This window comes from Aedoeadaptatus coxii (assembly GCF_001553115.1).
GTDB classification, from domain to species: domain Bacteria; phylum Bacillota; class Clostridia; order Tissierellales; family Peptoniphilaceae; genus Aedoeadaptatus; species Aedoeadaptatus coxii.
In genome coordinates this window covers 101,299-126,587 of sequence record NZ_KQ960155.1, presented here as the reverse complement: position 1 = coordinate 126,587, position 25,289 = coordinate 101,299, and the positions used below count along the sequence as shown (strand labels likewise).

24 protein-coding genes, 2 riboswitches and 1 other annotated feature are annotated in these 25,289 nt (G+C 49.0%); of the genes, 15 read left to right on the top strand and 9 right to left on the bottom strand.

Annotated elements, in window-relative coordinates:
- Positions 1 to 450: 450 nt before the first annotated feature.
- From HMPREF1863_RS00865 to HMPREF1863_RS00820, 9 genes are all read right to left on the bottom strand, one after another.
- Positions 451 to 960 (bottom strand): helix-turn-helix domain-containing protein, encoded by a 510-nt coding sequence (locus HMPREF1863_RS00865; protein ID WP_068366343.1) that lies wholly within the window; start codon positions 958 to 960, stop codon positions 451 to 453.
- 157 nt (positions 961 to 1,117) lie between these two features.
- Positions 1,118 to 1,621 carry a zinc ribbon domain-containing protein gene (locus tag HMPREF1863_RS00860; protein WP_068366341.1) on the bottom strand — a complete coding sequence of 168 codons (504 nt, stop codon included), beginning with the start codon at positions 1,619 to 1,621 and terminating at the stop codon, positions 1,118 to 1,120.
- Between the two features lie 112 nt (positions 1,622 to 1,733).
- A complete protein-coding gene (locus tag HMPREF1863_RS00855) occupies positions 1,734 to 2,684 on the bottom strand; it encodes a zinc-ribbon domain-containing protein (protein WP_157065049.1) in 951 nt (316 codons plus the stop codon).
- Positions 2,685 to 2,698: 14 nt separating this feature from the next.
- Positions 2,699 to 3,793 carry an AI-2E family transporter gene (locus tag HMPREF1863_RS00845; RefSeq protein WP_068366333.1) on the bottom strand — a complete coding sequence of 365 codons (1,095 nt, stop codon included), beginning with the start codon at positions 3,791 to 3,793 and terminating at the stop codon, positions 2,699 to 2,701.
- Positions 3,780 to 4,631: a beta/alpha barrel domain-containing protein gene (locus HMPREF1863_RS00840; RefSeq protein ID WP_322621804.1), complete on the bottom strand. Its 852-nt coding sequence runs from the start codon at positions 4,629 to 4,631 to the stop codon at positions 3,780 to 3,782. The genes HMPREF1863_RS00845 and HMPREF1863_RS00840 overlap by 14 nt, the downstream gene beginning before the upstream one ends.
- Positions 4,632 to 4,752: 121 nt before the next feature.
- Positions 4,753 to 5,601 carry a MetQ/NlpA family ABC transporter substrate-binding protein gene (locus tag HMPREF1863_RS00835; protein ID WP_083508453.1) on the bottom strand — a complete coding sequence of 283 codons (849 nt, stop codon included), beginning with the start codon at positions 5,599 to 5,601 and terminating at the stop codon, positions 4,753 to 4,755.
- 81 nt (positions 5,602 to 5,682) lie between these two features.
- The gene (locus tag HMPREF1863_RS00830; protein ID WP_068366330.1) at positions 5,683 to 6,615 is read right to left on the bottom strand and encodes a MetQ/NlpA family ABC transporter substrate-binding protein; all 933 of its coding nucleotides are present in this window, start codon (positions 6,613 to 6,615) and stop codon (positions 5,683 to 5,685) included.
- A gap of 24 nt (positions 6,616 to 6,639) precedes the next feature.
- Positions 6,640 to 7,305: a methionine ABC transporter permease gene (locus HMPREF1863_RS00825; protein WP_068366327.1), complete on the bottom strand. Its 666-nt coding sequence runs from the start codon at positions 7,303 to 7,305 to the stop codon at positions 6,640 to 6,642.
- A complete protein-coding gene (locus HMPREF1863_RS00820; protein ID WP_068366324.1) occupies positions 7,305 to 8,345 on the bottom strand; it encodes a methionine ABC transporter ATP-binding protein in 1,041 nt (346 codons plus the stop codon). The genes HMPREF1863_RS00825 and HMPREF1863_RS00820 overlap by 1 nt, the downstream gene beginning before the upstream one ends.
- Before the next feature lie 44 nt (positions 8,346 to 8,389).
- Positions 8,390 to 8,619: a binding site (T-box leader), on the bottom strand.
- 105 nt (positions 8,620 to 8,724) lie between these two features.
- Between HMPREF1863_RS00820 and murB the strand changes: the two genes are divergently transcribed.
- From murB to HMPREF1863_RS00745, 15 genes are all read left to right on the top strand, one after another.
- Positions 8,725 to 9,609 carry a UDP-N-acetylmuramate dehydrogenase gene (gene murB, locus HMPREF1863_RS00815; RefSeq protein WP_157065048.1) on the top strand — a complete coding sequence of 295 codons (885 nt, stop codon included), beginning with the start codon at positions 8,725 to 8,727 and terminating at the stop codon, positions 9,607 to 9,609.
- A gap of 11 nt (positions 9,610 to 9,620) precedes the next feature.
- On the top strand, positions 9,621 to 10,460 hold the full coding sequence (rapZ, locus tag HMPREF1863_RS00810; RefSeq protein ID WP_068366318.1) for an RNase adapter RapZ: 840 nt from the start codon (positions 9,621 to 9,623) through the stop codon (positions 10,458 to 10,460).
- Position 10,461: 1 nt separating this feature from the next.
- On the top strand, positions 10,462 to 11,478 hold the full coding sequence (locus tag HMPREF1863_RS00805; protein WP_068366315.1) for a gluconeogenesis factor YvcK family protein: 1,017 nt from the start codon (positions 10,462 to 10,464) through the stop codon (positions 11,476 to 11,478).
- A gap of 27 nt (positions 11,479 to 11,505) precedes the next feature.
- A complete protein-coding gene (gene whiA, locus HMPREF1863_RS00800) occupies positions 11,506 to 12,450 on the top strand; it encodes a DNA-binding protein WhiA (RefSeq protein ID WP_068366312.1) in 945 nt (314 codons plus the stop codon).
- A gap of 1 nt (position 12,451) precedes the next feature.
- Entirely contained in the window at positions 12,452 to 12,712 is a 261-nt protein-coding gene (locus HMPREF1863_RS00795) for an HPr family phosphocarrier protein (protein WP_083508452.1), read from the top strand.
- 48 nt (positions 12,713 to 12,760) lie between these two features.
- Positions 12,761 to 16,195 carry a DNA polymerase III subunit alpha gene (locus HMPREF1863_RS00790; protein WP_068366308.1) on the top strand — a complete coding sequence of 1,145 codons (3,435 nt, stop codon included), beginning with the start codon at positions 12,761 to 12,763 and terminating at the stop codon, positions 16,193 to 16,195.
- A 7-nt stretch (positions 16,196 to 16,202) separates the two neighbouring features.
- Positions 16,203 to 17,159, top strand: a complete 957-nt coding sequence (locus HMPREF1863_RS00785; protein WP_068366306.1) for an ATP-dependent 6-phosphofructokinase — start codon at positions 16,203 to 16,205, stop codon at positions 17,157 to 17,159.
- Positions 17,160 to 17,167: 8 nt separating this feature from the next.
- Positions 17,168 to 18,913 (top strand): pyruvate kinase, encoded by a 1,746-nt coding sequence (pyk, locus tag HMPREF1863_RS00780; protein ID WP_068366302.1) that lies wholly within the window; start codon positions 17,168 to 17,170, stop codon positions 18,911 to 18,913.
- A gap of 55 nt (positions 18,914 to 18,968) precedes the next feature.
- Positions 18,969 to 19,064, top strand: a riboswitch (THF riboswitch).
- Positions 19,065 to 19,093: 29 nt separating this feature from the next.
- Complete coding sequence (locus HMPREF1863_RS00775; protein WP_068366300.1) at positions 19,094 to 19,609, top strand: folate family ECF transporter S component; 516 nt, start codon at positions 19,094 to 19,096, stop codon at positions 19,607 to 19,609.
- 44 nt (positions 19,610 to 19,653) lie between these two features.
- Positions 19,654 to 19,959 (top strand): DUF4298 domain-containing protein, encoded by a 306-nt coding sequence (locus HMPREF1863_RS00770; RefSeq protein WP_068366297.1) that lies wholly within the window; start codon positions 19,654 to 19,656, stop codon positions 19,957 to 19,959.
- A 9-nt stretch (positions 19,960 to 19,968) separates the two neighbouring features.
- The gene (zupT, locus tag HMPREF1863_RS00765; RefSeq protein ID WP_068366291.1) at positions 19,969 to 20,763 is read left to right on the top strand and encodes a zinc transporter ZupT; all 795 of its coding nucleotides are present in this window, start codon (positions 19,969 to 19,971) and stop codon (positions 20,761 to 20,763) included.
- A 62-nt stretch (positions 20,764 to 20,825) separates the two neighbouring features.
- Positions 20,826 to 21,000, top strand: a riboswitch (Lysine riboswitch).
- A 105-nt stretch (positions 21,001 to 21,105) separates the two neighbouring features.
- Positions 21,106 to 22,719 (top strand): Na+/H+ antiporter NhaC family protein, encoded by a 1,614-nt coding sequence (locus HMPREF1863_RS00760; protein ID WP_068366288.1) that lies wholly within the window; start codon positions 21,106 to 21,108, stop codon positions 22,717 to 22,719.
- A gap of 137 nt (positions 22,720 to 22,856) precedes the next feature.
- Positions 22,857 to 23,222, top strand: coding sequence for a metallopeptidase family protein (locus tag HMPREF1863_RS00755; protein WP_068366285.1), 366 nt, complete (start codon positions 22,857 to 22,859; stop codon positions 23,220 to 23,222).
- On the top strand, positions 23,215 to 24,009 hold the full coding sequence (locus HMPREF1863_RS00750) for a J domain-containing protein (RefSeq protein ID WP_068366283.1): 795 nt from the start codon (positions 23,215 to 23,217) through the stop codon (positions 24,007 to 24,009). Before HMPREF1863_RS00755 ends, HMPREF1863_RS00750 begins: the two co-directional genes overlap by 8 nt.
- An 8-nt stretch (positions 24,010 to 24,017) precedes the next feature.
- Positions 24,018 to 25,256 carry a glycosyltransferase family 4 protein gene (locus HMPREF1863_RS00745; RefSeq protein ID WP_068366280.1) on the top strand — a complete coding sequence of 413 codons (1,239 nt, stop codon included), beginning with the start codon at positions 24,018 to 24,020 and terminating at the stop codon, positions 25,254 to 25,256.
- Positions 25,257 to 25,289 lie beyond the last annotated feature (33 nt).

Sequence of the window (25,289 nt, the reverse complement as noted above, 5' to 3'; positions counted from 1 at the left end):
AAAATGCCGAAGGCATTTTTCGTTATAGTGCCAGCCGGAAAGGGAGATGGGGCACGCGGGGAAGAGGGAAACGCGGCCTTTGCCTCTGAGCCCTTTCCCTCTTCCCCGCGAAAAGATTATACGGGTTGTATGAAACCGAATTAAAAAGATATTTTCTGCGTGAATGCATTTTTTAAAAATCCATTCAGAAGTTTTTTTCTTGAAAAAGTAATCTCTTCATTCAAAAATCTTTCTTTGATCTTAGGAGGAGGGAATAGGGCGCCCGGATTCGCATCTTTTCCTCCTCCTAAAACCTCCTTCCTTTCTTTTAGATGTGTAAACGGCTAACAACCTTTGATTCCTATTGGGTTGCGTCGCAAGAAATTATTTTATAAGTTGGGCGCCGGCTTTCGGAAGCAAAATAGATTCCTTACAGCTTTTCAAAAATAAATGATTGCATTTCCCTCTCCGCTAATGGCTATTTTTCACGATCCCTCTCGCCACGATAAGGGGGGAGAGGACATAGAACAAGGGCAGTACCACTTTACTGAACAGATAGAAATCCAATTTTTCCAGTCGATGGCCTTCGTCTTGATAGGCTTGGGGAAAGGCGATCGTGGCGACGATCATATAAAGTGTGATGAGGAGGTAGGGCATTTTTTTCGGATCGATGTTCAGTGCGGATTCCATAATGGCGAAATAGTAGATCGCAAAAAAGGCGAAACCTATAATGGAATAGAGTGCCCACCAAAAGATTCCCGCTGCAGTGGATTCTTCATTCGGTTTTTTATTTTCGCCTATGAAGTAGGCCATGTCCACGCCGAATACCCGCGAAAGCTCCCGAAGGTTTGCCATGGTCGGTTGGGCTTTATCCATTTCCCATTTGGAAATGGCCTGGCGCGTCAGATTTAATTCTCTCGCCAAGTCCTCTTGAGACATGTGAAGGGCTTGGCGTTTTGTTTTTATTTTTTGACCGTACACGGTACGCTCCTTTTCTTTTCTCGATAACGTTCATTTATAACGTAACAAAAAGAGATTGTTCATACAAGCAAATAAGCCGCAACTTTTGGTTGCGGCCCTATTTTTTTGTAAAAATTAAAACGGCGAGGGTATCGCCGTTTTTTTGCGTCGTTTTTAATTATAGCCAGTTATTGTTTAGGGCGGGAGCGGACATGAGCGTCATAAAGCCGATAAACATAAAGAAGGCGGCGGGAATGACGGCGATAATAAAGAAGATAAAGCCGGCGCGATTCCACGTTTGTTGAATTTTTGAAAATTCCTCCATGTCGCGATAGGTATTATTTTCCATGGCCCATTGGTTGCCCATAAAGCCTGCGATAAAGGACATGATAATGTTCAGTCCGGGAATGAGGGCGAGTAAACAGATATAGCAGTTGTTGCCGATGCCCCATGCCACTGTAAAAGTAAAGGCGCCCCAATTAAATTTCCTCGGCCTTTGGGGATAATCCTGATTCAGTGGGGCATAAGGCGGTGTGTTTTGATAATTGTCGTAAGCTTGAGTTTTAAAATGGTCGTCTGAAGATTCGCGGGCGTCTTCGCCGTAAGAGGGATTCGCTTGGCCGCAATGGGTGCAGAAGCGATCGTTTGGATCCACGGCCTTTCCGCAATGGGTACAGTGCATAGGCGCTCCTTTCTAATTACTTTACTTCATTATATAAAGTGGTTTTATTGTTGTAAAGTGAAAAGTTCTCAGTTCGGCGCAAAGAAAAAGCCCCCATACGGGGGCGAGGCGACTAATAAGTTAAATCGCCGTTAAAGTTTTTATGGGATGTCCATCCGTCGCCGATGTCGAGCCAAATAATATTGCCCTCGATCACCGTGCGGTAGACGTGGACGGTGGAGCCTTTTTCCAGTGCGTAGACGACGGGAGCGTTAATGGTGGGCTCGCTCCTTACATTGGTGTGAAGGGCCGTGGAGGTTATGTCCTTGCCCAGGAGATTGGATGCCACTTTTGAAAGTTTACTTCCGTTTGAAGAAACTTGCCTTTGATTCGGCTTCGGTTCAGTCTTCGGTTTCGGCGATGCATCGACCGATTGAGCGGGCGCTCCCGTGGAGGCCTTTGCTTCGGCGAGGATGGCCAGCAGCCGTTCGTTGCCGCCGTCCATGGCGAGTAGACTGTCGACGAGGGCTACCATCTGATCTTTTGAGCCGGCACTGCGGTATTTCGATGCCTGCCTCTCAAGCCCGGAGTAGAAATCTTTTTTCAGATCGTCATATTTATCGGGAAGGAGATCCCGACGGTCTCTGTAATCTTTTAATATTTGGAGGGCGAAGGAAAAGTCTCCGTCTTCCAATGCGCTCTCGGCTCGATTTAAATCTTTCTTCATTTCTGAGACGGTCTTAATTTCTTTGGCGCTTTCCAAATATTTTTCATCGCCGGTTAAATCGTAAAGGGTACGGGCATTATTTAATGCTTCGGTGTAGGATCCGTCTTCTACGGCGCGATTCATTTGGCGGTCCAGTCGGTTGATCTTTAAATTTTTGTGGACACTTTTTCCTGCGATAAGGGCGAGGAGCACGAGTAGGATGCAAATGGCGACAATGATTTGTTTCCGTCTCGGGGAAGGTGGTGTGGTCGTCCTCTCTTCGTTTTTTGCATGGCTATGGGGTGTCAGATGCTTTCCGCAGGCTCCGCAAAAGGTGCTTGAGGGGGATTGTTCGCTACCGCAGTGTGGACACTTCATAGAATCACCTTTCTTTATGATTTAGCTTTATCGGTATCTAAGGGAATGACGCATTGGTTTTGGCTGTCGAATTTTTCGTTGCGAATCCCCTTGATAATGATTTTAATGCACATGTAAAGGGGCGAGGCGATAAGGGCACCCAATACGCCGAAAAGATTGGCGGACACCATAACGGCGACGATGACGACGAAGGGGTGGATATTAAGTTTGGAGCCCATAATATTGGGCGTAATCACATTTCCCTCCAATTGTTGCACGACGACGCTCACGATGATAACTTTCACCACCATGGACGGGCTAATGGTTAAGCCGACGAGTACGGCAGGCGCCGCGGCTAGGAAGGGTCCGATAAAGGGAATGAAGTTAAATACGAGGGCAATGGCGGCAAGGGAAAGCTTATAGGGCAAGCCGATAATGGCGTAGCCGATAAACATTAAGACGCCGAGAACACATGCCACGAGGATTTGCCCGGAAATATAGATTTCCAGCGTGTTGTGAATTTGGCTCAACACTTCCATGATGCGGTCGTAATATTTTCCCCGGGCCAAGTAATGAATGGTTTTTACCGCGTTCTCTTCGTCTTTTAAAAGATAGAAGAGCCCGAGAATAATGAGAAGCAGCAGAGAACCGATGGTACCGATATTGCTGAAGAGCTTCGTAAGCAGATTGGGAATATCTCCCGCCATGCCCTGTAGCCACCCTTCAAATTTGTCGATATAACTTCCCAGAGGAATGTATTGGCTCAGTTCTTTGTAAATGTCCGTGTCGGAATACTGCAAGAGGACATTCATGTTCACATTTCTGAGAAAGCTTTGTGCCTGATCGTAAATCATGCTGAAGGTGACGTAAAACAGGCCGACGGCAAAGGCGATAAAGAGGAAAAAAGTAATGATCGCCGAAAGGCCGGGCTTTTTCGTCCATTCCGCCAGTTTATTGCGAATGGGCCGAAAGGCGTAAAAGATATAAATGGCGAGAATGAGTGGCGTAATTAAAAAAAGAAAAATATTGTAAATGGGGCTTAAAAATTGCCGGGTCATGCTGAAAAGTAAAATAATCAGCAACACCAAGGCGATGTTTACGAGGGTCGTAAATGGTTTATTTTTTATCATCTTTATCTTCACCTTTTTTTCGAATGTATTCGATAGCGTCTGCGGGGAATACAAGGTCTCTTAAATATTCATGTACGTGAAGTTGTTTCGGATCATTGCAGGATTCGCTGCCGTTGGCCTCGCTTTGCGCCCGATAATCTTCCATCATGCCTTTGAAAAGAGATGCCATAGAAGGCGGCGTGTAGGTAATGGCGTTGGTGCCGGCGTTGATGGTGGTTTGAATTTGCTCATCGTTGTCGCCGCCGGTGGCGATAATGGGGAATCGGTTTCCGATAATGCTGCGCACGTAACGGACGAGTTCCGCCGTGTTTTTGCCGCCGGAGACATTCAGAATGCGCGCGCCGGCGTTGATTTTTCCGACGATGTCGTCGTTTTTGGAGACGACGGTGGCGATAATGGGAATGTCCAGGACGTTGTACATTTCCTGAATGACTTCATTTTTCATAGGCGCGTTGACGACGACGCCGTAAGCGCCCAATAATTCACATTCCAGAGCAATGGAGACGCTTCGCGCACCGGAGGTCGTGCCGCCGCCGACCCCTGCGAAAACGGGGATCGATGAGCCTTGAATAATGGATTGCACGATGGCGAGCTGAGGCGTAAAGGGATAGACTGCGAACACCGCCTGGGCGTTGGAGTTGCGAATCATGGCGATGTCGGTGGAAAAGATCAGGGATTTAAAGCGGGTACCCTGAATGCGGATCCCCGATGCGTTGTAAATGGCATTGGGCATGAGCACCGGTTTTTTCCGAAGGGACGATTCGATTTCGGGAATATATTTATCTTTTATAATCCGAAAGTCGCCGACGGGTAGTTTTGATTTTTTAGAAATGCTCATAGAACACCTCTTTCTATTAGATTATCCCAAGTGGATAGGCTCATTATATCACGTTTTGTTAAAAGCTAACGGAAAAGCTTTCGATGCAATAAAAAGCGGCCGAGTATCCTCAGCCGTTTTCTTATTTTGTCGCCGTGTCGCCGGCGTCGGGAATATCGGTAAGTTCCCATGCCATTTTTTGCGTTTCTTCGTAAAGTTTATCGTTCAATGCCTTTACTTCCGGCGTGCGATAGTAGGCGGCAACTTTTTGATAGAGTGCATTGTCTTTATCTTCTTCCCGCGCTACGACGTAGTTAATATAGGGAGCGGAATGTTCGTTAAGGGGCTCCATGAAAATGGCGTCGTCTTTCGGGGAAAGGCCTGCGTCGATGGCAAGGTTGGTGTTGATGACCGCGGCGTCTACATCGGGAAGGGTGCGCGCTACTTGGGCAGCGTCCATTTCGTTGATTTGAATGTTTTTCGGATTGGCCACAATATCGGAAAGGGTGGGGCTTACGCCGACATTATCTTTTAATTGGATAAGGCCTGCCGCTTCCAATAGGAAGAGGGCGCGTCCGCAGTTGGTGGTGTCGTTGGGAATGGAAACTTTTCCGTTTTCGGGCACATCTTTTAAATCCTTCAATGTGTTGGAGTACGCGCCGATGGGGGAAATAAACGTTCTGCCGATGGGCACGAGATGGGTTCCCTTGGAGTGGTTGTATTCGTCTAAAAATGCCTTGTGTTGGAAGGCGTTTAAGTCCACGTCGCCGTTGACGAGGGCGTCGTTGGGCGTGTTGTAATCGGAGAAGTGAACGAGTTTAATGGTAATGCCGTCTTTTTTGGCGAGCTCCGCGGCTTTTTCCCAAAGCCGTTGATCGTCACCGACGACGCCGAGTTTTACGACTTGGCCGTCATCCGACGATTTGCCGCATCCTACGAGGAGAAAGAGGGATAAAATTCCGAGAGAGATTAGCTTTAATGTGTTTTTCATAATGATTCCATCCTGTTTTTGAGTAAAAAAAGTCTGCCCGCCGGCGATAGCAGGCAGAGAATAATAGCGTGCTGTTAAATTTTATTTCGATTCTTCTAAATCGCTCTTGCCGTCTTTGTATTGATCGAGCTTGCTTAAGTCGAGTTTCCAAGCGGCATATTGACTGCCCTTGTAAAGTTCTTGCAAGAGTTTGTCTACTTCGTCGGTTTGATAGTAGCTTACGACTTTTTTATAAAGTTCGTTGTCTTTATCTTCCGGACGAGCGACGACGTAGTTAATATAGGGGGCAATGCTTTCGCCCATTTCTTCGACGAAGATCGTGTCTTTTCTGGGATTGAGACCGGCATCGACTGCCAAGCCACCGTTAATAACCGCTGCATCCACATCGGGAAGGGAACGGGCGACGGATGCGGCATCCAATTCTTCGATTTTAATTTTCTTCGGATTTTCGGCAATGTCTTTGACTGTAGGCGTTAAACCGGCGTCGTCTTTTAATTTAATGACGCCCGCTTGTTGGAGGACGATAAGGGCGCGGCCGCCGTTGGTGGCGTCGTCGGGAATGGCGACGGTATCGCCGTCTTTAAGTTCTTTCAGATCCTTGATCTTGTTGGAGTAGACGCCGATGGGGGAGAGATAGGTCATGCCGATGGGGGTAAGGTTCGTGCCTTTGCTCTTGTTGTATTCATCTAAGAATGCCTTGTGTTGGAAGGCGTTTAAATCGATGCTGCCGTCTGCCAGGGCATCGTTGGGAAGATTGTAGTCGGTGAAGACTTTAATTTCCAAGGTGATGCCGTCTTTTTTGGCGAGCTCGGCGGCTTTTTCCCATAACCGTTGGTCGTCGCCGACGACGCCGATTTTAACGACTTTGTCGCCGTCTTTCGTCTTTTGTGTTTCTTCAGCGGCATTGGTATTTTTGTTGTCGGCCTTTGCGTTATTGGCCGGCGCGCCGCAGCCCGTTAAGAGCAGGGTAGTTAATAGGGTGAGGGCAGTTACTTTTTTCCAAATAGATTTCATAATGAAACTCCTTTCGATTGCAAGTTAGTGTTGTACCTTCTTTACCCAAAGATCGAAAACGGCTTGGGTAATAAATACCAAAATAAGAATTAAAACAGTGGATACGACGATGATGTCGTTTTGGAAGCGGTTGTAGCCGCGGGTAATGGCGAGGTTGCCGAGACCTCCTGCGCCGACGGCACCCGCCATGGCCGTAAGGCCGATCAGGCTTATAATTGTAAGGGCGCTGGCTCGTAAAATGGAAGGGAGACCTTCTTTTAAATACACGCCGTAGACGATGTGCATGGGAGAATCTCCCATGGATTCTGCCGCTTCAATAATGCCCGGATCCACTTCCGCCAGCGCGTTTTCAATTTGGCGCGCATAGAAGGGGGCGCTTCCCACCACAAGGGGAACGATGGCGGCAGTGTTGCCGATGGTGGTGCCGATTAAATGGCGCGTAAAAGGCGAAATCAACGCCAGCAAAATAATAAAGGGAATGGAGCGGAAGATGTTGACGACCTTATCGAGGAACCAATAGACTTTTTGATTCTCCCAAAGGCCGCCCTCTTTCGTAAGGGTTAAGAGCAAGCCTACGATCATGCCGATAATGCCTGCGATGATGGATGTGACGACGACCATGTAAAGGGTGGCGCCTGTTTCCACGACGAAATCTTGTTTGGATGCGATGACATTTTCAAAAAATCCCATTAGATCACCTCCTTCTTCACCACTTCGAGTTCGACGTTATTTTCTTTTAAATACTCTTTCGACTTTTCAATATTTTCCGGCGGCCCCTGGAAGAGAACCACCAGGTTGCCGAAGGGCGTGTCTTCTAAAAATTCGATGCTCCCGGATAAAATATTGGTCTTCACGCCGAACATGGTGTAGATATTGTTTAAAATGGGATCCGTCGCCGAAGTGCCCACGTATTGTAAGTGAATCAATTGATTGGAAGGATCCACATTGTCGAAGTAGCCGTGTTCGTTCATCTTGTCGATGGTTTCATCCCAGTGGCTTGCAGTGTTGACGAATTGATGGGTGATGGTTTCCTTGGGATTGGCGAAAATATCGATGAGGGATCCCGATTCCACCACGCGGCCCGATTCCATTACCGCCACTTTGTTGCAGATTTCTTTTACCGCCTGCATTTCGTGGGTGATGAGGACGATGGTAAGGCCCATTTCTTTATTCAGTCGCTTTAAAAGATGAAGAATGGAAGTGGTCGTTCTCGGATCCAGCGCCGAGGTCGCTTCGTCGCAAAGTAAAATCTTGGGATCGTTGGCGAGGGCGCGGGCGATAGCCACCCTTTGTTTTTGTCCGCCGGAAAGCTCCGAGGGATAGCTGTCCGCTTTTTCTTCAATGCCTACGAGTTTTAAAAGTCGCAAGGCTTTTTCTCTTTGCTCTTCCTGAGAAAGGCTGCTGTCTTTTAAAGGATAGAGTACATTGCCTAAAATGGTGCGGGCATTCATAAGATTAAAGTGTTGGAAAATCATGCCGATTTTTTTGCGGCGTTTTCTCAGCTCTTTGACGGGGAGCGTCGTCAGATTTTCTCCCGCTACGATGACGCTTCCCTTTGTGGGCGGCTGCAAAAGATTAATGGTGCGAACGAGTGTGGATTTTCCCGCTCCCGAGTAGCCGACGATGCCGAACACATCGCCTTGCTCTACGGTAAGGGACACATCGTCCACCGCCGTAAAGTCGTTGCCGTCGCGCTGAAAGACGACGGAAATATTTTGTAAATCGATCAAGTGATCCTCCTTCTTTCTATAAAAAAAGTCCTTTTCCCTATAGGGAAAAGGACGATATAAACCGTGTTACCACCTTTATTTATGTAAACCTCACGATTTACACCTTACGGGTACTATCATACCCTGGCGCTATAACAGGCGCACCTGTAACGATCTATTATCGATCGCAAAAGTCAGAGGCCATGTTCTCCCGATTCTCAAAACAGCTTCTCTCACCAACGAAGCTTCTCTGTAGTCCGAAAATTCGAGGTACTCTCCTCGTCAAACTCGTTGGATCAATGATACCAATCCCTTAGGGAAGGTGTCAAGTCTTTTTAGAACTTTTTTAGATAGAATTTGGTACAATGGAGTTAGTTAGATGACGAGGAGGAAAGGATCAATGGATCTTAAACATATAGGACGAGTAACAGAACACTTCCCCATGAAAGAAGTGACCAGTTTTAAAATCGGCGGGCCCGTGGATTATTTTATCGAACCGAAAACGGAAGAGGAATTAATTCGTGCGCTCTTGCGTTTAGAGGAGGAAAAAATTCCTTGGATGATCATGGGCAAGGGCACGAATATGGTGGTGTCCGATAAGGGGATTCGTGGCGCCGTTATTCGTATCGGCGAATTTTTTGAAAAGGTAACGGTCGAAGGGGATCGCGTCATCGCCGAAGGGGGCGCATCCATGCGTTCCGTAGCCGAAGCGGCGCAAAGAGAAAGTTTAACGGGCCTCGAGTTTGCTCACGGTATTCCCGGCGGCGTCGGCGGCGCCATGACCATGAACGCCGGAGCTTACGGCGGCGAGATGAAAGATGTGGTGGAATCGGTGCGCGTGCTGCACGCCAACGGCAAAGTCGAAGAACTTTCCAATGAGGAACTTCATTTTGAATACCGCAACAGCCGCGTCTATACGGATCATCTCATCGTCTTATCGACGACGTTTTTGTTAAAATCCGGCGACAGCGAGCGCATTCAGGAGGAAATGGACGATCTTTGGAATCGACGGACGACGAAGCAACCTTTGGAATATCCCTCGGCGGGTAGTACCTTTAAGCGGCCTGTGGGATATTACGCCGGCCAATTAATCGATCAGGCGGGGCTAAGAGGTTTGCGTCACGGCGACGCCCAGGTTTCCGAAAAACACTGCGGCTTCGTCATCAATCGCGGCAACGCCACCTGCCAGGAAGTGGTGGAGTTAATTCGCACGGTGCAAGAAGCGGTGTATCAAAAACACGGCGTGGAGTTGGAAACAGAGGTTAAGGTTCTCGGCGAACAATAAGGGGGTGTTTAGTGAAATTACTCGTGCTCACCGGCCTTTCCGGCGCGGGAAAGAGCCAGGCGTTAAAGGCGGCGGAAGATTTAGGTTATTTTTGCGTAGATAATTTGCCGCCCGCCCTTTTCCCGAAATTTATAAGCATTGCCGAAGAAGCGCAAATGCCCCTTGTGGCATTGGTTTTAGATATTCGAAGCGGCCTGTTTTTTAAAGAGCTGGACGTGGCCATAGATACTCTTAACAAGACGGTAGACGATGTTACGGTCATTTATTTGGAAGCCGATCGCCACGAGCTCATTAAACGATTTAAAGAGCTTCGCCGCCCCCATCCCTTAAACTCTTCCATTGCCAAGGGAATCGACGAAGAAATCGCGAAGATGAAACCTTTGCGGGAACGCGCCGATTATATTATTGACACGTCGAAGATGACCAATTATAATTTAAAAATTCGCCTCAAGGCGATTTTGCAGGAAGAGCAGGGTAAGCTGAGCCTTTCCGTCGTGTCCTTCGGTTTTAAAAACGGAATTTTGGAAGAGGCGGATCTGGTGTTCGATATGCGCTTTTTGCCCAACCCCTATTACATCCCCGAGCTTAAACACCAAAACGGGTTGAGTGACGACACCTCGAGCTTTGTATTGAGCCAGGAAAAATGCAAAGAATTTATACGAGGCGTGGTGAAATACATTCAGTCCTTCGGTTCGGGATATGTGAGCGAGGGAAAGGATACCCTTACCATAGGCATCGGCTGTACGGGCGGTTTTCATCGCTCCGTGGCCGTGGCCGAAGCATTGGGTCGGGCTCTTAAAAAAGAAGGTCTTTCCGTCGTGGTGGGCCATCGAGATTTGGGAGAGTGGTGACATGATCGATCGTTACGATCCGAAATTTGTCGTTTTAGGCGGCGGCACGGGCATTTCCACCTTGCTGAGGGGCTTAAAGCGGTTTTCAAAAAACATTACCGCCATCGTCACCATGGCAGATGACGGGGGCAGCAGCGGTATGCTTAGAAGAGATTACGGCATGCTGCCGCCGGGAGACATTCGAAATTGTTTGGTGGCCCTCGCCAACGCGGAGCCGTCCTTGGAGCAACTTTTGCAATATCGCTTTACCGATGGAAAACTGGAAGGGCAAAACATGGGGAATTTAATTCTCGCCGCCCTTTCCGATTTATACGGCGGCTTTGCCGAAGGGGTCGGGGAAGCGGCGCAAGTATTGCGGATTACGGGAAAAGTGCTTCCCGTTACGACGGAATCCATTCGCCTAATCGCCACTTTTTCAGACGGGAGCGAACTGATCGGGGAATCCCGTATTCCGAAATATGCGTGGGAGCATGAACTGGCCATTCACTCCGTGCGCTTCGACGCCAAAGATCCCAAGGTCAACCCGGAATGTCTTCACGCTATTGAAGAGGCGAATATGATCGTGTTAGGGCCCGGAAGCTTATATACATCCCTTATTCCTAATATGATCGTGCCGGGCATTGCCGATGCCATCGCCTGCTCCGAGGCCCCTCTCGTTTACGTGGCCAATGTCATGGAACAGCGGGGCGAAACGGAAGGCATGAGTTTAAGCGATCACATACAGGCGTTAAAAGATCACGGTTTAAAACGTACCATCGACTATGCGCTGGTGAACGACGGGGAAGTGCAAAGCGATATTCTTTCCCGTTACAGCGAAAAAGGTGTGGCGCCGATTTTCATAAGCGAGGACGAAAAGATGGCGCTTTCTTCCGGGGGAACGGAAGTGGAAAGCGGCTCCTTCGCTTTTTACAAAGACGGCTTTATTCGCCACGACGGGCTCATGGTGGCGCAGCGTTTATTAAGTCTATGTGATCGTTATCATGAAATCCATTGCACGGGACGGGAAACTGCATTATAATGATGAAAGAGGAGAATTGAGGCAATCGTGAGTTTTTCCAAGGATGTAAAAAATGAATTAGCGCGCGTACCCATGGAAGACATGGATATTTTGCACGCCGAGCTCGCCGCCTATATCCGTACCTGTGGCGTGGTAAAACTTACGGAAAGCTTAAAGATCGGGCTTTCTTTCCAAACGGAAAATGCCTCGGTGGCGCGCCGCATTCTTTCGGCCTACAAACGAGTGTATGGCCGGGAGGTGGAAGTAAGCGCCACGCAAAACATGTTACTTAAAAAGAACAAGCAATATAAAATCAGCTTGGCCGATGAAGGATCGGTTAAATCTCTTTTAATGGATAGCGATTTCCTAAGACCTGAGAATGTCTTTCAAATGCAGTATTCCGTCAATCCTTCCCTCCTTCGAACGAACGAAGCCATTCGCGCTTATGTTCGAGCGTCGTTTTTAGGCGCAGGATCTGTTACATCGCCCAATAAGAGATACCATCTGGAATTTATCACCCACGACGAGACCCACGGAAGGGATCTTATGAAGTGGCTTGAACGCAGTCATTTTCACGCCAAGGGCGTCTATCGAAAAGACGATTACATTATTTACTTAAAAGAAGCGGAAAAGATTTCCGATTTATTAGCTTTTATGGGAGCCGGCCAATCGGTACTCCATTTTGAATCGGCGCGAGTTGTCAAAGACGTTCGCAACAATGTGAATCGCCTCGTCAATTGCGAAACGGCAAATTTGTCGAAGACGGTAAATGCTTCTGCCCGTCAAATGCAGGATTTGGCGATTATCGAAAAACACATGAAAATCGAGCGTCTCCCCGATGATTTACGGCGTATCGCCGAAGCTCGGTTAAGGGATCCCGAGGCGACGCTGGCGGAAATCGGGGAAGCCATGGATCCTGAAATGTCGAAAAGCGGCGTCAACCATCGATTTAAAAAGTTGCACGCGTTGGCTGAGAAGTTGAGAGGAGTTTAAAGTGAAAGAATTGAAAGTTACCCTTAAAAACGAAGAGGGTTTACACGCAAGGCCGGCAGCAATGTTTGTTCGGGCGGCCAATCAATTTACCTCCGACATTACGATCGTAAGTGATGGCGACGAGGTCAACGGCAAGAGCATTATCGGTATTATGAGCCTTGGGCTTTATTCCGGCCAAGAGATTACGCTGCAAGCCGACGGCGCCGACGAAGCCGAGGCGGTAGAGTATTTGGCCAACTTTATCGAAAACGAATTGGAATAAAAAGAGCTTGCACCATAAAAGCTCTTTTTTTATTGAAAGAGGAACGCCATGACATCATTCGTTCATTTACATCTACACTCGGAATATTCCCTTTTAGACGGCTTCAGCAAAATCGATGAATTGCCCGAGCTCGTAAAATCCCTCGGCATGGATGCCGTGGCCTTAACCGATCACGGCAATATGTACGGCGCCGTGGCTTTTTACAAGGCGGCGAAAGAGGCCGGCGTCAAGCCGATCTTAGGCTGCGAAGTTTACGTAACGGAAAAAGATAAGCTTTTGAAAGATCCTTCAAATCCCCGCTACCATTTAATTCTTCTCGCCGAAAATCGAGAAGGCTTTGAAAATTTAATGGCCATCGTCTCGGCGGGATTCGTCGACGGTTTTTACTACAAGCCGCGGGTGGACATGGACGATCTTCGCAAACATCACAAGGGCATTATCGCCACTTCCGCCTGTCTCGGCGGCGAAGTGCAACAAGCCCTTTTAAAGGGCGATGAAGAAGGGGCGAAGGCCATCGCCTTGCGCTACCGGGATATTTTTGGGCCTGACAATTTCTTTTTGGAATTGCAGGATCACGGCATGCGAGAGCAAAAAGATGTTAATCGCCGCTTGCTTCGCCTGTCGAAAGAAACGGGAATACAACTGATCGCCACCAACGACTGCCACTATTTGCGACGGGAAGATGCCGACGTACACGATGCCCTTCTCTGCATTCAGACGGGCTCCATTTTAAGCGAAGAAAAACGAATGCGCTTCCCCAGCGACGAATTTTACGTCAAAAGCCCGGAGGAAATGGCGGAGATTTTTTCCTTTGCGCCGGAAGCGTTGGAAAACACGGTAAAAATTGCCGAGCGTTGCAATGTGGAGCTAGAGTTTCACAATCTTCACTTGCCTCATTTTGAATTGCCGGCGGGTTACACCAATGAAGGCTATTTACGCGAACTGGTGGAAGAGGGGCTTATTCGCCGTTACGGAACCGTAAGCGAGGAGATTCGCGATCGCGTGGAATTTGAGTTGAACACGATTTTTTCCATGGGCTACACTGATTACTTCCTCATCGTCTGGGATTTTATTCGCTTTGCCCGATCGAAAAATATTCAGGTGGGCCCCGGCCGCGGCTCCGCTGCAGGCAGCGTCGTTAGCTATGCCCTGGAAATCATCGACGTGGATCCCCTGGCCTTCGGCTTGCTCTTTGAACGGTTTTTAAATCCCGAACGGGTGAGCATGCCGGATATCGACGTGGATTTTTGTTACGAACGGCGAGAAGAAGTTATCGAATACGTTATCGAAAAATACGGGGAAGACCACGTGGCGCAAATCGTCACCTTCGGAACCTTAGGCGCTCGCGCCGCCATTCGCGATGTGGGGCGGGTTATGGACCTTCCCTACGGGCGAGTGGATTACGTGGCGAAGCAAGTGCCCAACGAGCTCAACATTACGTTGACGCGGGCTCTCGACATATCGCCGTCTCTTAAAAAGGAATACGATAGCGAAGAGGAAATCCACAGGCTGTTGGATTTAGCGCTGCATATTGAAGGGGTGCCGCGCCATACCTCCACCCACGCGGCGGGGGTGGTCATCAGCCAAAATCCCATTACAGACTACGTGCCCCTTACGCGAAACGGCGACATTATCTCCACTCAATTTAATATGATCGAGTTGGAAGAGCTGGGCCTTTTGAAGATGGACTTTTTAGGGCTCAGAACCCTTACGGTGATTCGGGATGCGAAAGATTTTATTAAGAGAGATTACGGAATCGACGTGGATTTCGACACCATGCGTTACGACGATCCCGATGTGTTGAAGATGTTTCAACGGGCGGAAACCCTCGGCGTGTTTCAATTTGAAAGCGGCGGCATGCGCGCCTTCCTGAAAGAATTGAAGCCGACGAAATTTGCCGACCTCGCCGCCGCCAACGCCCTTTTCAGACCGGGGCCTATGAATCAAATTCCGAAATTTGTGGAATCGAAACACGATCCCTCGAAAATTTCCTATCCTCATCCGGCGCTGGAATCGATTTTGGAGGAAACCTACGGCTGTATCGTCTATCAGGAACAGGTTATGGAGATCGTCAGGAAAATCGGCGGCTATTCCCTGGGGCGAGCGGATCTCGTGCGCCGCGCCATGAGTAAAAAGAAAATGGCCGTCATGGAACAAGAACGGCAAAATTTTATTTACGGCAGTTTAAACGACGACGGCTCCGTGGACGTGGCGGGAGCCATGCGAAACGGCGTGGACGAAAAAAGCGCCAATGTCATTTACGATTTAATGATCGACTTTGCAAACTACGCCTTTAACAAATCACACTCCGTAGCCTACGCCGTTGTGGCGTATCGAACGGCGTGGCTCAAATATTACTATCCGGCGGCCTTTATGGCGGCGCAAATTACATCCTTTATGTCCGATACTGCCCACGTGCGCATGTACATCGAAGAATGCAAGCGTCTCGGCATCGAGATTTTGCCGCCGAGTATCAATAAGAGCTTTTTAAAGTTCAATGTAGAAGACGGCGCCATTCGCTTCGGCTTAAAGGGCGTAAAAAACGTCGGCGTGAATTTTGTAGAAGCCATCGAAAAGGCCCGCAGAGAAGGCGGCCCTTTCAGTTCCCTCAATGAATTTATTCAACGGGTGGATAAAGTTGCTCCGGGCGCCATGAACAAGCGGAGTATGGAATCCCTCATTAAGGCCGGCGCCTTCGACGAACTGGGCGGCAATCGACCCCAGTACCTCGCCGTTTACGACAAATTAATCGACGGCGTGCAAGGGGAAAACAGACGCAATATTCCCGGGCAGGTCAGCCTTTTTCAAACGGCGGAAACTCAAAGGGATCATTTGCCGAAATTAAAAGATTACGATCAAAAGCAAAAACTCGAATACGAGCGCGACGTTATGGGCATTTATGTATCAGGTCATCCTTTGGAATCCTATGTCAAAAGTCTAAAGGATCAGACCGATTACGACACGCAAAAAGTGCGTGAAACATTAGAAAGTCAAGATACGATTTACAGCGCCACCCTCGGCGGTCTTTTGCGGGAAAAGCGAACGCTGGTGACGAAGAAAAACCAAATGATGGCATTCGGCGTCTTGGAAGATCTTTACGGCACCATCGAACTCGTTTTATTTCCAAGCGTCTACGCAAGCTTGGAATCCGGCGTTTTTGAAGAAGGACAGCTGATAACCGTCAAAGGACGCGTCGAGGGAAGTGATGTGGAAGAGGGCAAAATATTGGTGGAATCGGTAAAGCCTCTAAAAGATCTGGACGATAAAGAAACCCTCTACCTGCGTTTAAAAAACGAAGGGCTTCAGGGGGATGCGGAAGCGATCTTAAAGCGATACCCCGGCTCCATGCCCGTCGTATTTTATTTTGAGGACACGAAAAAAGCCCTCGGCGTGCCGAGAGAATTTTACGTATCCTACGGCGACGGATTGATTCGGGATTTACGGGAGATAATGAACCCCGAAACCGACGCTGTGAGAAAGTGAGGACGACATGAGAATCGGCGTATTGACAAGCGGAGGAGATGCTCCGGGAATGAATGCCGCCCTTCGCGCCGTCGTGCGGGTGGCGATTTACGAAGGCCACGACGTGGTGGGCATTCGCAACGGCTTTAGCGGTATTTTTGAAAAAGATTTCGTCGCCATGGGCCTTTCCTCGGTGGCGGATATTATTCATAAGGGGGGCACGATTTTAGGCACGAGTCGATCGAAAGAAATGCGCACCGACGAAGGCATAGCACGTGCCCGAGAGATTTTAAAAGAAGAGGGCGTGGAGCATTTAATCGTCATCGGCGGCGACGGCTCCATGAAAGGCGCCCTCGCCCTTTCCGATGCGGGGCAGTCGGTGATTACTCTGCCTGCCACCATCGACAACGACTTAGGCTATCAGGAGGCGAGTATCGGATTTTACACCGCGGTGGAAACTATTTTGGAAGCTGTGGGAAGAATTCGCGACACCTCCAGTGCCTTAAGGCGCGCCAATATTATCGAAGTTATGGGAAGACATTGTGGCGATCTCGCCCTTTATGCCGGCATCGCCGGCGGCGCGGAAAGCGTGATTATTCCCGAAGTACCTTTCGATTTTGACGGCGTTAAAAATAAAATTTTGGCGGGAAAGAAACGGGGCAAGCGCCACCATATTATTCTCCTGACGGAAGAGCAGATTCCCGCCTACGGCCTCGCAAAAGATTTGGAAGAGGCGACGGGGGTGGAAACGCGCGTCACTATTTTAGGTTACACCCAAAGAGGGGGCATTCCCACGGGAAAAGATCGCATTAACGCATCCAGGCTCGGCGCCGAAGCCGTGTTCCTTTGCGGCGAGGAAAAGCGCTCCCTGGCCCTGGGCCTTTCCGAGGGGAAAATTAAATCCTTCGATTTACGGGAAGCCCTCGCCGTGGAAAAAACCTTCGACCGCGCACTGTACGACACGCTGGATAAAATTTCCATTTAGGAGGCAGTATGAAAAAGACGAAAATCGTGGCCACTGTCGGGCCTGCATCGTCGAGCCCTGATATGCTTCGCGCTTTAATCGAAGCCGGGGTGAACGTATTTCGGCTCAACTTTTCCCACGGCAATCACGAAAGCCACAGAGAAGAGCTCGCCGCCATACGAGAAGCGGCGCGGGCGACAAAGACATCCATCGCCACCATGCTGGACACGAAAGGCCCCGAAATTCGAACAGGGGATTTTAAAGAAGAGAGTGTAGAGCTGACACCGGGATCGTCCTTTAGCCTTTACAGGGAAGAGCGTCTCGGCGACGGGGAAGGCGTCTACCAAACCTACGACAATCTCTACCGCGACGTTAAGCCGGGTCAAAAAATTTTAATTGACGACGGTTTAATTGCCTTGGAGGTTACCTCTATCGAGGGCACCACCATTCACACGAAGGTTTTAAACGGCGGCGTCGTCAGCAATCATAAGGGAATCAATGTGCCCGGAGCGCAAATTAATTTGCCCGCCCTTACGGAAAAAGATATTCAGGATATTCTCCTGGCCATTGAAGAGGATATGGATTTTATCGCCGCGTCTTTCATTCGGAAGAAGGACGACATCCTCGCCATTCGCGACGTCTTGGAACAGCACGGCGGCGACGGCATTAAAATTATTGCAAAAATCGAAAATGAAGAGGGTATCGCCAATATGGACGATATTATTGCCACCGCCGACGGCATTATGGTGGCGCGCGGCGACATGGGCGTGGAAATTGAAACGGAGCGTGTGCCCATGGTGCAAAAAGAATTAATCGCCCGTTCCATTGCCGAAGGCATTCCCGTCATTACGGCGACGCAAATGCTGGATTCCATGATTCGCAACCCCAGGCCTACCCGCGCCGAAGTGGCGGATGTGGCCAACGCCATTATCGACGGCACGAGCGCGGTCATGCTTTCCGGGGAAACGGCCATGGGCGAGTATCCCTTGGAGGCTGTCAAGACCATGGCGCGCATTGCCGAGGTGACGGAGCCCGTATTAAAAGAAGAAGAACCCTATAAACATTTGACGAGCTTCAAAAAAAGCACCACTAATACCGTGGTGCAACATGCCGTGGAAATGGCGGATCAACTGGCTTGCGACGCCATCGTCATCGCCACGGCGACGGGCTACAGTTCCAGGAATCTTTCGAAATTTCGCCCGAAGACAAAGGTTTTTGCCGTCACAGAAGACGAGCGGGTGCTCCGACAAATGAATCTTCAATGGGGCGTCACGGGGGTTCTCGGCAGCACGCGCGGCAAACATATTTTTGACGACACAGCGCGGATCGTGAAGCGTGCCGGCTGGATTCACGACGGCGATTTAATTGCCATGGTGGCGGGGATCCCCCAAGGCGTCGCCGGAAGCACCAATGTCATTAAAATTCATCAGGTGGCCTCCACACTTCATAAAGGCACGGGCCTCGGCGGCGGCATTAAAACGGGCAGGGCGCGCATCGTAAACGAAGATATGGATTTTGTGCGCGACTTTACCGACGGCGATATTCTCGTCGTTAAAGGCTACGGAAAAGAGCTTGCTCCGTTTATCGAACGGGCGGGCGGATTCGTCTCCGAAGAAGAAGGGCTTACATCCCCTTCCGCCATTGCGGGAATGAACCTGGGGGTCACCTCCGTCGTAGGATGTGTTGGCATCGTCGACGGTCTCCATCCCGGCGATGTGATTACGGTTAACGGCGATACGGGGGAAATTTTCCTCGGCAGCGTCAACGCCATTTAATATCTTTATTAAAACCTTGTAGAAGACACGCAAAACGTTTATAATAGTTTCGTTATGTAGAGTAGGCAAAAGGCGTTAAGTGTTGAGGGATGGGAAGTTGCCCTCAAACGAAGAGATAAGAGGCTCGCTATCTTTTGCCGCATCCGCTGCTATCCTCTTTAGCAGCTTTAAGGAGGAACAATGAAACAATTTAATACGAAGAAACTGACCTTTTTGGCAGCCATGGTGGCGCTGCAAATTGTCTTTGCGCGTACCTTGGGAATTGATCTCGGAAACTATCAACGGATCAGCTTTTCCTTTATTCCCGTCACCTTGGCATCGACGACGTTAGGGCCTATTGCCAGCGGGATCGCCGCCATTGTGGCGGACATCGTCGGCTTTATGATGAAACCTACCGGTCCTTATTTCCCGGGGTTCACCTTTAACGCTTTTCTGAGCGCGGCGCTTTACGGTGTTTTCTTTTACAAAAAAGACCTTACCATCAAACGCATCGTTCTCGCCAACGTGGTCATCACAGTACTCGTTAACTGCTTGATGGGAACCTATTGGGTACACATGCTATACGGCAACCCCTTCCAAGCTGTGTTAATGAGCAAATTGCCATTCCAAGGTTTAATGCTTGTGATTAAAATTGTTGTTCAAGCACTTATATTAGATCGTATGTCGAAAGAGGCCATTCGTCTCTTCCGCGATTAAAAAGGCGCCGCAAGGCGTCTTTTATTTTAGAAAGAAGGATATCGATGGAAGCAATTAAAAAACGTGTTATGGGTATGGAAGAAATTTTAGAAGAACAATTAGCCTGTCAAAAAGAGCTTCGCGAAGCCATGGAAAAAGTCGCCGCGCTGAACGAACGCTATATGATTCTCAGAGATTATTACGGCAGCGAGGACATGAACGAAGATTTAGAAGCCGACGAGGCGGGAAAGCTCGACGATATTAACCGCGGCGTCTTAACGGAAGACGGCGTTTACGATTTAATGGGCGATCGCTACGAACTCGGCTTAGATCTTTTAGAACTCGCCCATACTCTTTTAAAACATTATTAGGAGGAATTTATGTCGAATGTAGGTGTGGCCTTTTTAAATACGGCGCTCGCAGGCCTTGCCACCATGCTCGGTGCGGTGATCGTATTTTTTACGGGATCGGACAATAAAAAATTTCTGTCCTCGGCCCTCGGCTTTTCCGCCGGCGTCATGATTTACATTTCCTTTATGGAAATGATGCCCATGGCCACGGAATATTTTCAAAAAACCATGGGGGAACGCGCCGCCGGTTTGGCGACGCTGGGCGCTTTTTTCGGTTCCATGGCCGTATTCGGTCTAATTTCCCACTTGGTGCCCGAAGCCGACGAGCCCCACGATTTAAAAAGCGGCGAGGAAATGGAAGCGGCAGGGCGGGAAAAGGCCCTTGAAAAAGTGGGCATTAAAAGCGCCATCGCCATCGGCGTTCACAATTTTCCGGAAGGAATGGTTACTTTTATGACCACCCTTTTAGATCCCGCCGTCGGCGTCTCCATCGCTATCGCCATCGCCATGCATAATATTCCCGAGGGAATCGGAGTGGCGGCGCCGATTTATTTCGCCACGGGAGGAAAAAAGAAAGCCCTTTGGCTCACCTTTTTAAGCGGCGTTTCAGAACCTTTAGGCGCCATTCTCGCTTATTTGGTCTTGCGTCCCTTTTTAACCACCACCTTATTCGGCATCGTGTTTGCCGCTATTTCGGGGATCATGGTATTAATTTCCTTCGACGAACTTTTGCCCGCATCCCGCGCTTACGGCGAAACTCATTTATCCTTAGTAGGCGTGATTTTCGGCATGCTCGTCATGGGGGTCAGTTTAATTATTTTATAAAAATGAAGTTTATACTTGACTTTCCGAGTAAAGCTTCGTATACTCATATACAACAATCGAATCTGCATGATAGAGGCGCATGTTTCATCAGTACCGATCATCTCCGGTCAATGGATCTTCGGGAAAGGGAAACGTGCCGAGGGTTAAGTATTTGTGTCCACGGATACTTTTCGCCGGGACGTAGGAAAATATCCTGCGTACTGTCGTTCGCCGAGCGAACGGAGCGCTATCGTGTCTTTAGGATTTTCTTTTCGTACGGAAATTCAAAAGCCATGATAGTATCATGGCTTTTTTTGTTTCGATTGATTCGCTATTATATTTTGAATCAGAAAGGAAAATGTAATGACAAATCGCAGAAATTTACTTATCGCCCTGGTACTGGGCATTATCGCCGTCGGCGGCAGCTTTGCCGTGGCGGCAAGCGGCGCGGAAACCCACGCCACGTTCTGGGCATTGGTTCCGCCCATCGTCGCCATTAGCTTGGCGCTGATTACGAAAGAAGTTTTCCCTTCGTTGTTCATCGGTATTTTCGTCGGCGCCATTTTATCTTCCGGCGGATCCTTTACCACTACCATGGATCACGTCATTAACGAAGGTTTAACTGCGGCAGTTTCCGGCACGGCGGGCATCTTCTTATTCCTCGTCTTTCTCGGGATGTTGGTCGCCCTCATTAACAAAAGCGGCGGCACCCGCGCCTTCGGCGAATGGGCAGCCCGCAGAATTACCTCTCGCCGCGGCGCGCAAATTGCCACTTTCTTCCTCGGTATTTTAATTTTTATCGACGACTACTTTAACTGCTTAACCGTAGGCTCGGTTATGAAGCCCGTAACGGACCGCTTCAAAATTTCAAGAGCAAAGCTCGCCTACATTATCGACGCTACGGCGGCGCCCATTTGTATGATCGCCCCCATTAGTTCCTGGGCGGCGGCCGTATCCGGTTACGCCGAAGGCACGGGCATGAGCGGCATTACCATGTTCGTAAAGGCCATACCCTATAACTTTTATTCGATTTTAACCTTGGTTTTCGTTGTAGTTTTAATTTGGAAACACGACGACTTCGGCTCCATGCTCAAGTATGAAGAAGACGCTTTACAAGATAACGATCACAGCGCACTTCGAGAAGAAAAAATAGAAGATACGACGGCGGATCACGCCAGCCTTTTAGACCTCGTTCTCCCCATTATTTTCTTAATCTGCGTATCCGTAATCGCTTTAATTTACGTCGGCGGTTTCTTCGATCCCGCCAGCGGCTTCCAAGGCGATTTCGTCGGCGCATTCGGCAACACCGATGCCACCGTGGGCCTTCCCTGGGGCGCCCTCATTACGCTGATCGTTACTATCGCTTACCTTTTAATTCGCCGAGTTTTGGATTTCGGCGAATCCATGAATTGCTTGACGGAAGGATTTAACTCCATGGTCGCCGCTATTATGATTTTAACCATGGCGACGGCACTGAAGAACATCTCCAACGATTTATTAGGCAGCGCCGAATACGTCGCCAATATAATGAACGGCGTCGCCGGCGGACTTCAATACTTCCTGCCCGTCGTTATCTTTATCGTAGCCGCCCTTCTCGCATTTGCTACGGGCACAAGCTGGGGTACATTCGGTATTTTAATCCCCATCGTCGTCAGCATGTTCAGCGTAGAAAATCCCGTATTCTTCATCGGCCTTTCCGCTTGCTTGGCAGGCGCTGTCTGCGGCGATCACTGCTCGCCCATTAGCGATACGACGATTATGTCCTCGGCGGGTGCCGGTTGCAATCACGTCGTCCACGTATCCACACAATTGCCCTACGCCATGACGGTGGCGGCAGTCAGTGCCATTTGCTACCTCATCGCGGCATTTGTTCAATCGCCGATTATTCCTCTCGCCGTCGGCGTGGCGATGATCGTCGGCCTCTTAACATTCTTGAAAGTTCGCGCAGGAGACGATCCCCTACGCAACGAATTATAAAAACAAAAGGAATCGCTTCGGCGATTCTTTTTTTGTGTCGTCATAAAGGTAAGGAAAAGGCAAAAGTTTTTCGGAAAGAGCTGAATGTCTTTATAAATTCCCGCGGATCTCATATAATGAAAGTTCAGGAGGCTGTAATGGACGATCGATTTGACGAAATGGCGGAAATTTTAGACGATGCGGTAGACGCACTTCCCCAAGAATATTTAAACGGTTTAAACGGCGGCGTGTTATTTTCGCGCAAAGCCATACACGACGAGGAATTTAACGAGCTTTACATCCTCGGTCATTATCGCGTCATGGGTACGGTGCGCGCCATCGAACTTTATTACGGATCCTTTATGGCCCTTTTCGGCCATCTTCCCCACGAGGACTTGGCTTACCAATTAAAGGAAACGCTCTACCACGAGCTTACCCATCATTTGGAAACCTTAGCCGGGGAAAATGATTTGGAATTAGATGACCTGGCGTTTATGGAACGCTATAGGAGGGAGAATGAATAAATTTTACGGCAACTTTTTCAAAACCATCGGCACGGCACTGGACTATGTATTTGAATTTTTAATTACGATCTTCAGTTTGCTCACGGAACTTTCCAGATCCTTTAGAAGCTTACTTCTATCGGTCTTATTTTTCGGCGGCTGTTTTGTGTTTATTCTGTTGTGGATTCCCATGAGTTTCCGCTCCAGCGGCGGCGTGCCTTGGTCTCTGATTATCTTACTTATTTTAATTTTTCCCATTATCGGATCCTTTGCCGTTACGCGGCTCAAATACGTTCAGTACATGGTGACGGAATATTTTTACGAGCGCGCAGATTACTATCTTTTGGGGAAAGATGTAAGTTACGAATCCATGGGAGATTACGGCAGACGCTATGAGCGTCGCATGGAAGCGGAACGCCGTCGCAAGGAAAGAGAACAGGCGGCATTTGAAGAGGAAATGTTCAGACGCCAATTTGAAGCTTTCTTCAATCAACAAAACTTCGGCGGCTACGACGATTACAGCGGGGGACATGGCGGCGGCTACACCAACGGCGGGTATGCCGGCGCAAGCTACGACGGCGGCTTTAAGGAAAAATACGAAGCGGCCATTCATCGCCTGGGGCTGGATCTTTCGGCGGACAAATACGAAGTGCGCCTCGCCTATAAACGCCTTGCGAAAAAATACCATCCAGACTTAAATCCGGGAGAAGATACGACGAAGATCTTCCAGGAAATCAATGCGGCTCACGACTTTTTAACGGACGACGCCATTGCGCGGTATAAGCAAATGTACGGAAATAAAAATTAGGAGATGCTATGAAAATTTTACACACCCTCGCCCAACTTCCGACGCGGACGGGAAGTGGCGTTTATTTTTCAAACCTCGTAGACGGCTTGGAGAAAAAAGGCATGGAACAGGCGCTGGTTTACGCAGTGCAAGCACCTTATACTTTCGATTTTTCTCAAAAAACATTTCCCGTCGCCTTTCAAAATGACGAGATTCCCTTTCCCATCGCCGGCATGAGCGACGAAATGCCCTATAACAACACGGTGTACTCGCACATGACCGAGGAGATGATCGCCACCTGGCGAGCGGCGTTTAAAAAGCGCCTCGTAGAAGCCAAGGAAACCTTTAAGCCCGATCTTATCGTCGCCCACCACATTTGGTATTTGACGGATATGGTATTGGAGCTTTTCCCCGACACCCCCGTCGTGGGCATTTGCCACGGCACCGACCTTCGCCAAGGAGAAAAACACGACGATCTCTTGGAACGTTACACCACCCATATGAACGAGCTGGATTACGTCTTCGCCCTTTCGGAAAAAGACAAGGCCGCCATTTCCAGAATGTACGCCATTCCCGAAAACAAGATCACCGTTACCGGCGGAGGCTACAATCAAAATGTCTTTAACGATCAGGGCATTTGGCGCCACGAAAAAACCATTAAGATTATTTACGCCGGAAAACTTTCCCGCGCCAAGGGCGTCTACGAATTGGCGAAAGCCTATCCCAATTTAAAGCGGAAATACCCTGAAATTGAAATGGAACTAATCGGGGAAGAATCCCTTGAAAAGAAAGATCGCATTTTCGAGTGCGCCCATTACAAAGAAGGCTTTAAGATCCACAATGTCATCGATCAAAAGGCATTGGGCGCCCACATGAAGACCTGCGATATTTTCGTCCTGCCCAGTTATTACGAAGGGCTGGGGCTCATCGCCATTGAAGCGCTGGCCTGCCGCATGCGCCTCGTAACCTCGGAACTGGAAGGGCTTTTAGAACTTCTCGGCGACGATTTTTTAAAAAGCGATGTGGTGGAAGTGGTGCCTCTGCCGAAACTTTACAATACGGACGAGCCCTTTAAACTGGAAATTGACGATTATGTTCAGGGGCTGGAAGAAGCCATTGAAAAACAAATTCTAGCCGTGCGGGAAAACCGCCCCTTCTCCGATGCTTGCTACGATCACGTGCGCTCCTACGCGTGGAGCGAAATCGTGGAGACGGAATATCGCCTCATGTGTGAGGTTTATAAAAACCACAGGGAACAAAGAGCATAATAAAAGCCCTCTGAAGGAGCCGTTGCTCCCTCG

Bases quoted from the DNA above. Each gene is read 5' to 3' on its own strand.
- HMPREF1863_RS00775 (WP_068366300.1), top strand. From the start codon at position 19,094: ATGAAACAATTTAATACGAAGAAACTGACCTTTTTGGCAGCCATGGTG.
- murB (WP_157065048.1), top strand. From the start codon at position 8,725: ATGGATCTTAAACATATAGGACGAGTAACAGAACACTTCCCCATGAAA.
- HMPREF1863_RS00825 (WP_068366327.1), bottom strand. From the start codon at position 7,305: ATGGGATTTTTTGAAAATGTCATCGCATCCAAACAAGATTTCGTCGTG.
- HMPREF1863_RS00755 (WP_068366285.1), top strand. From the start codon at position 22,857: ATGGACGATCGATTTGACGAAATGGCGGAAATTTTAGACGATGCGGTA.
- pyk (WP_068366302.1), top strand. From the start codon at position 17,168: ATGAAAAAGACGAAAATCGTGGCCACTGTCGGGCCTGCATCGTCGAGC.
- zupT (WP_068366291.1), top strand. From the start codon at position 19,969: ATGTCGAATGTAGGTGTGGCCTTTTTAAATACGGCGCTCGCAGGCCTT.
- HMPREF1863_RS00785 (WP_068366306.1), top strand. From the start codon at position 16,203: ATGAGAATCGGCGTATTGACAAGCGGAGGAGATGCTCCGGGAATGAAT.
- HMPREF1863_RS00860 (WP_068366341.1), bottom strand. From the start codon at position 1,621: ATGCACTGTACCCATTGCGGAAAGGCCGTGGATCCAAACGATCGCTTC.
- HMPREF1863_RS00790 (WP_068366308.1), top strand. From the start codon at position 12,761: ATGACATCATTCGTTCATTTACATCTACACTCGGAATATTCCCTTTTA.
- HMPREF1863_RS00855 (WP_157065049.1), bottom strand. From the start codon at position 2,684: ATGAAGTGTCCACACTGCGGTAGCGAACAATCCCCCTCAAGCACCTTT.
- HMPREF1863_RS00805 (WP_068366315.1), top strand. From the start codon at position 10,462: ATGATCGATCGTTACGATCCGAAATTTGTCGTTTTAGGCGGCGGCACG.
- HMPREF1863_RS00845 (WP_068366333.1), bottom strand. From the start codon at position 3,793: ATGATAAAAAATAAACCATTTACGACCCTCGTAAACATCGCCTTGGTG.
- HMPREF1863_RS00770 (WP_068366297.1), top strand. From the start codon at position 19,654: ATGGAAGCAATTAAAAAACGTGTTATGGGTATGGAAGAAATTTTAGAA.
- HMPREF1863_RS00760 (WP_068366288.1), top strand. From the start codon at position 21,106: ATGACAAATCGCAGAAATTTACTTATCGCCCTGGTACTGGGCATTATC.
- HMPREF1863_RS00745 (WP_068366280.1), top strand. From the start codon at position 24,018: ATGAAAATTTTACACACCCTCGCCCAACTTCCGACGCGGACGGGAAGT.
- HMPREF1863_RS00750 (WP_068366283.1), top strand. From the start codon at position 23,215: ATGAATAAATTTTACGGCAACTTTTTCAAAACCATCGGCACGGCACTG.
- HMPREF1863_RS00830 (WP_068366330.1), bottom strand. From the start codon at position 6,615: ATGAAATCTATTTGGAAAAAAGTAACTGCCCTCACCCTATTAACTACC.
- HMPREF1863_RS00840 (WP_322621804.1), bottom strand. From the start codon at position 4,631: ATGAGCATTTCTAAAAAATCAAAACTACCCGTCGGCGACTTTCGGATT.
- HMPREF1863_RS00835 (WP_083508453.1), bottom strand. From the start codon at position 5,601: ATGAAAAACACATTAAAGCTAATCTCTCTCGGAATTTTATCCCTCTTT.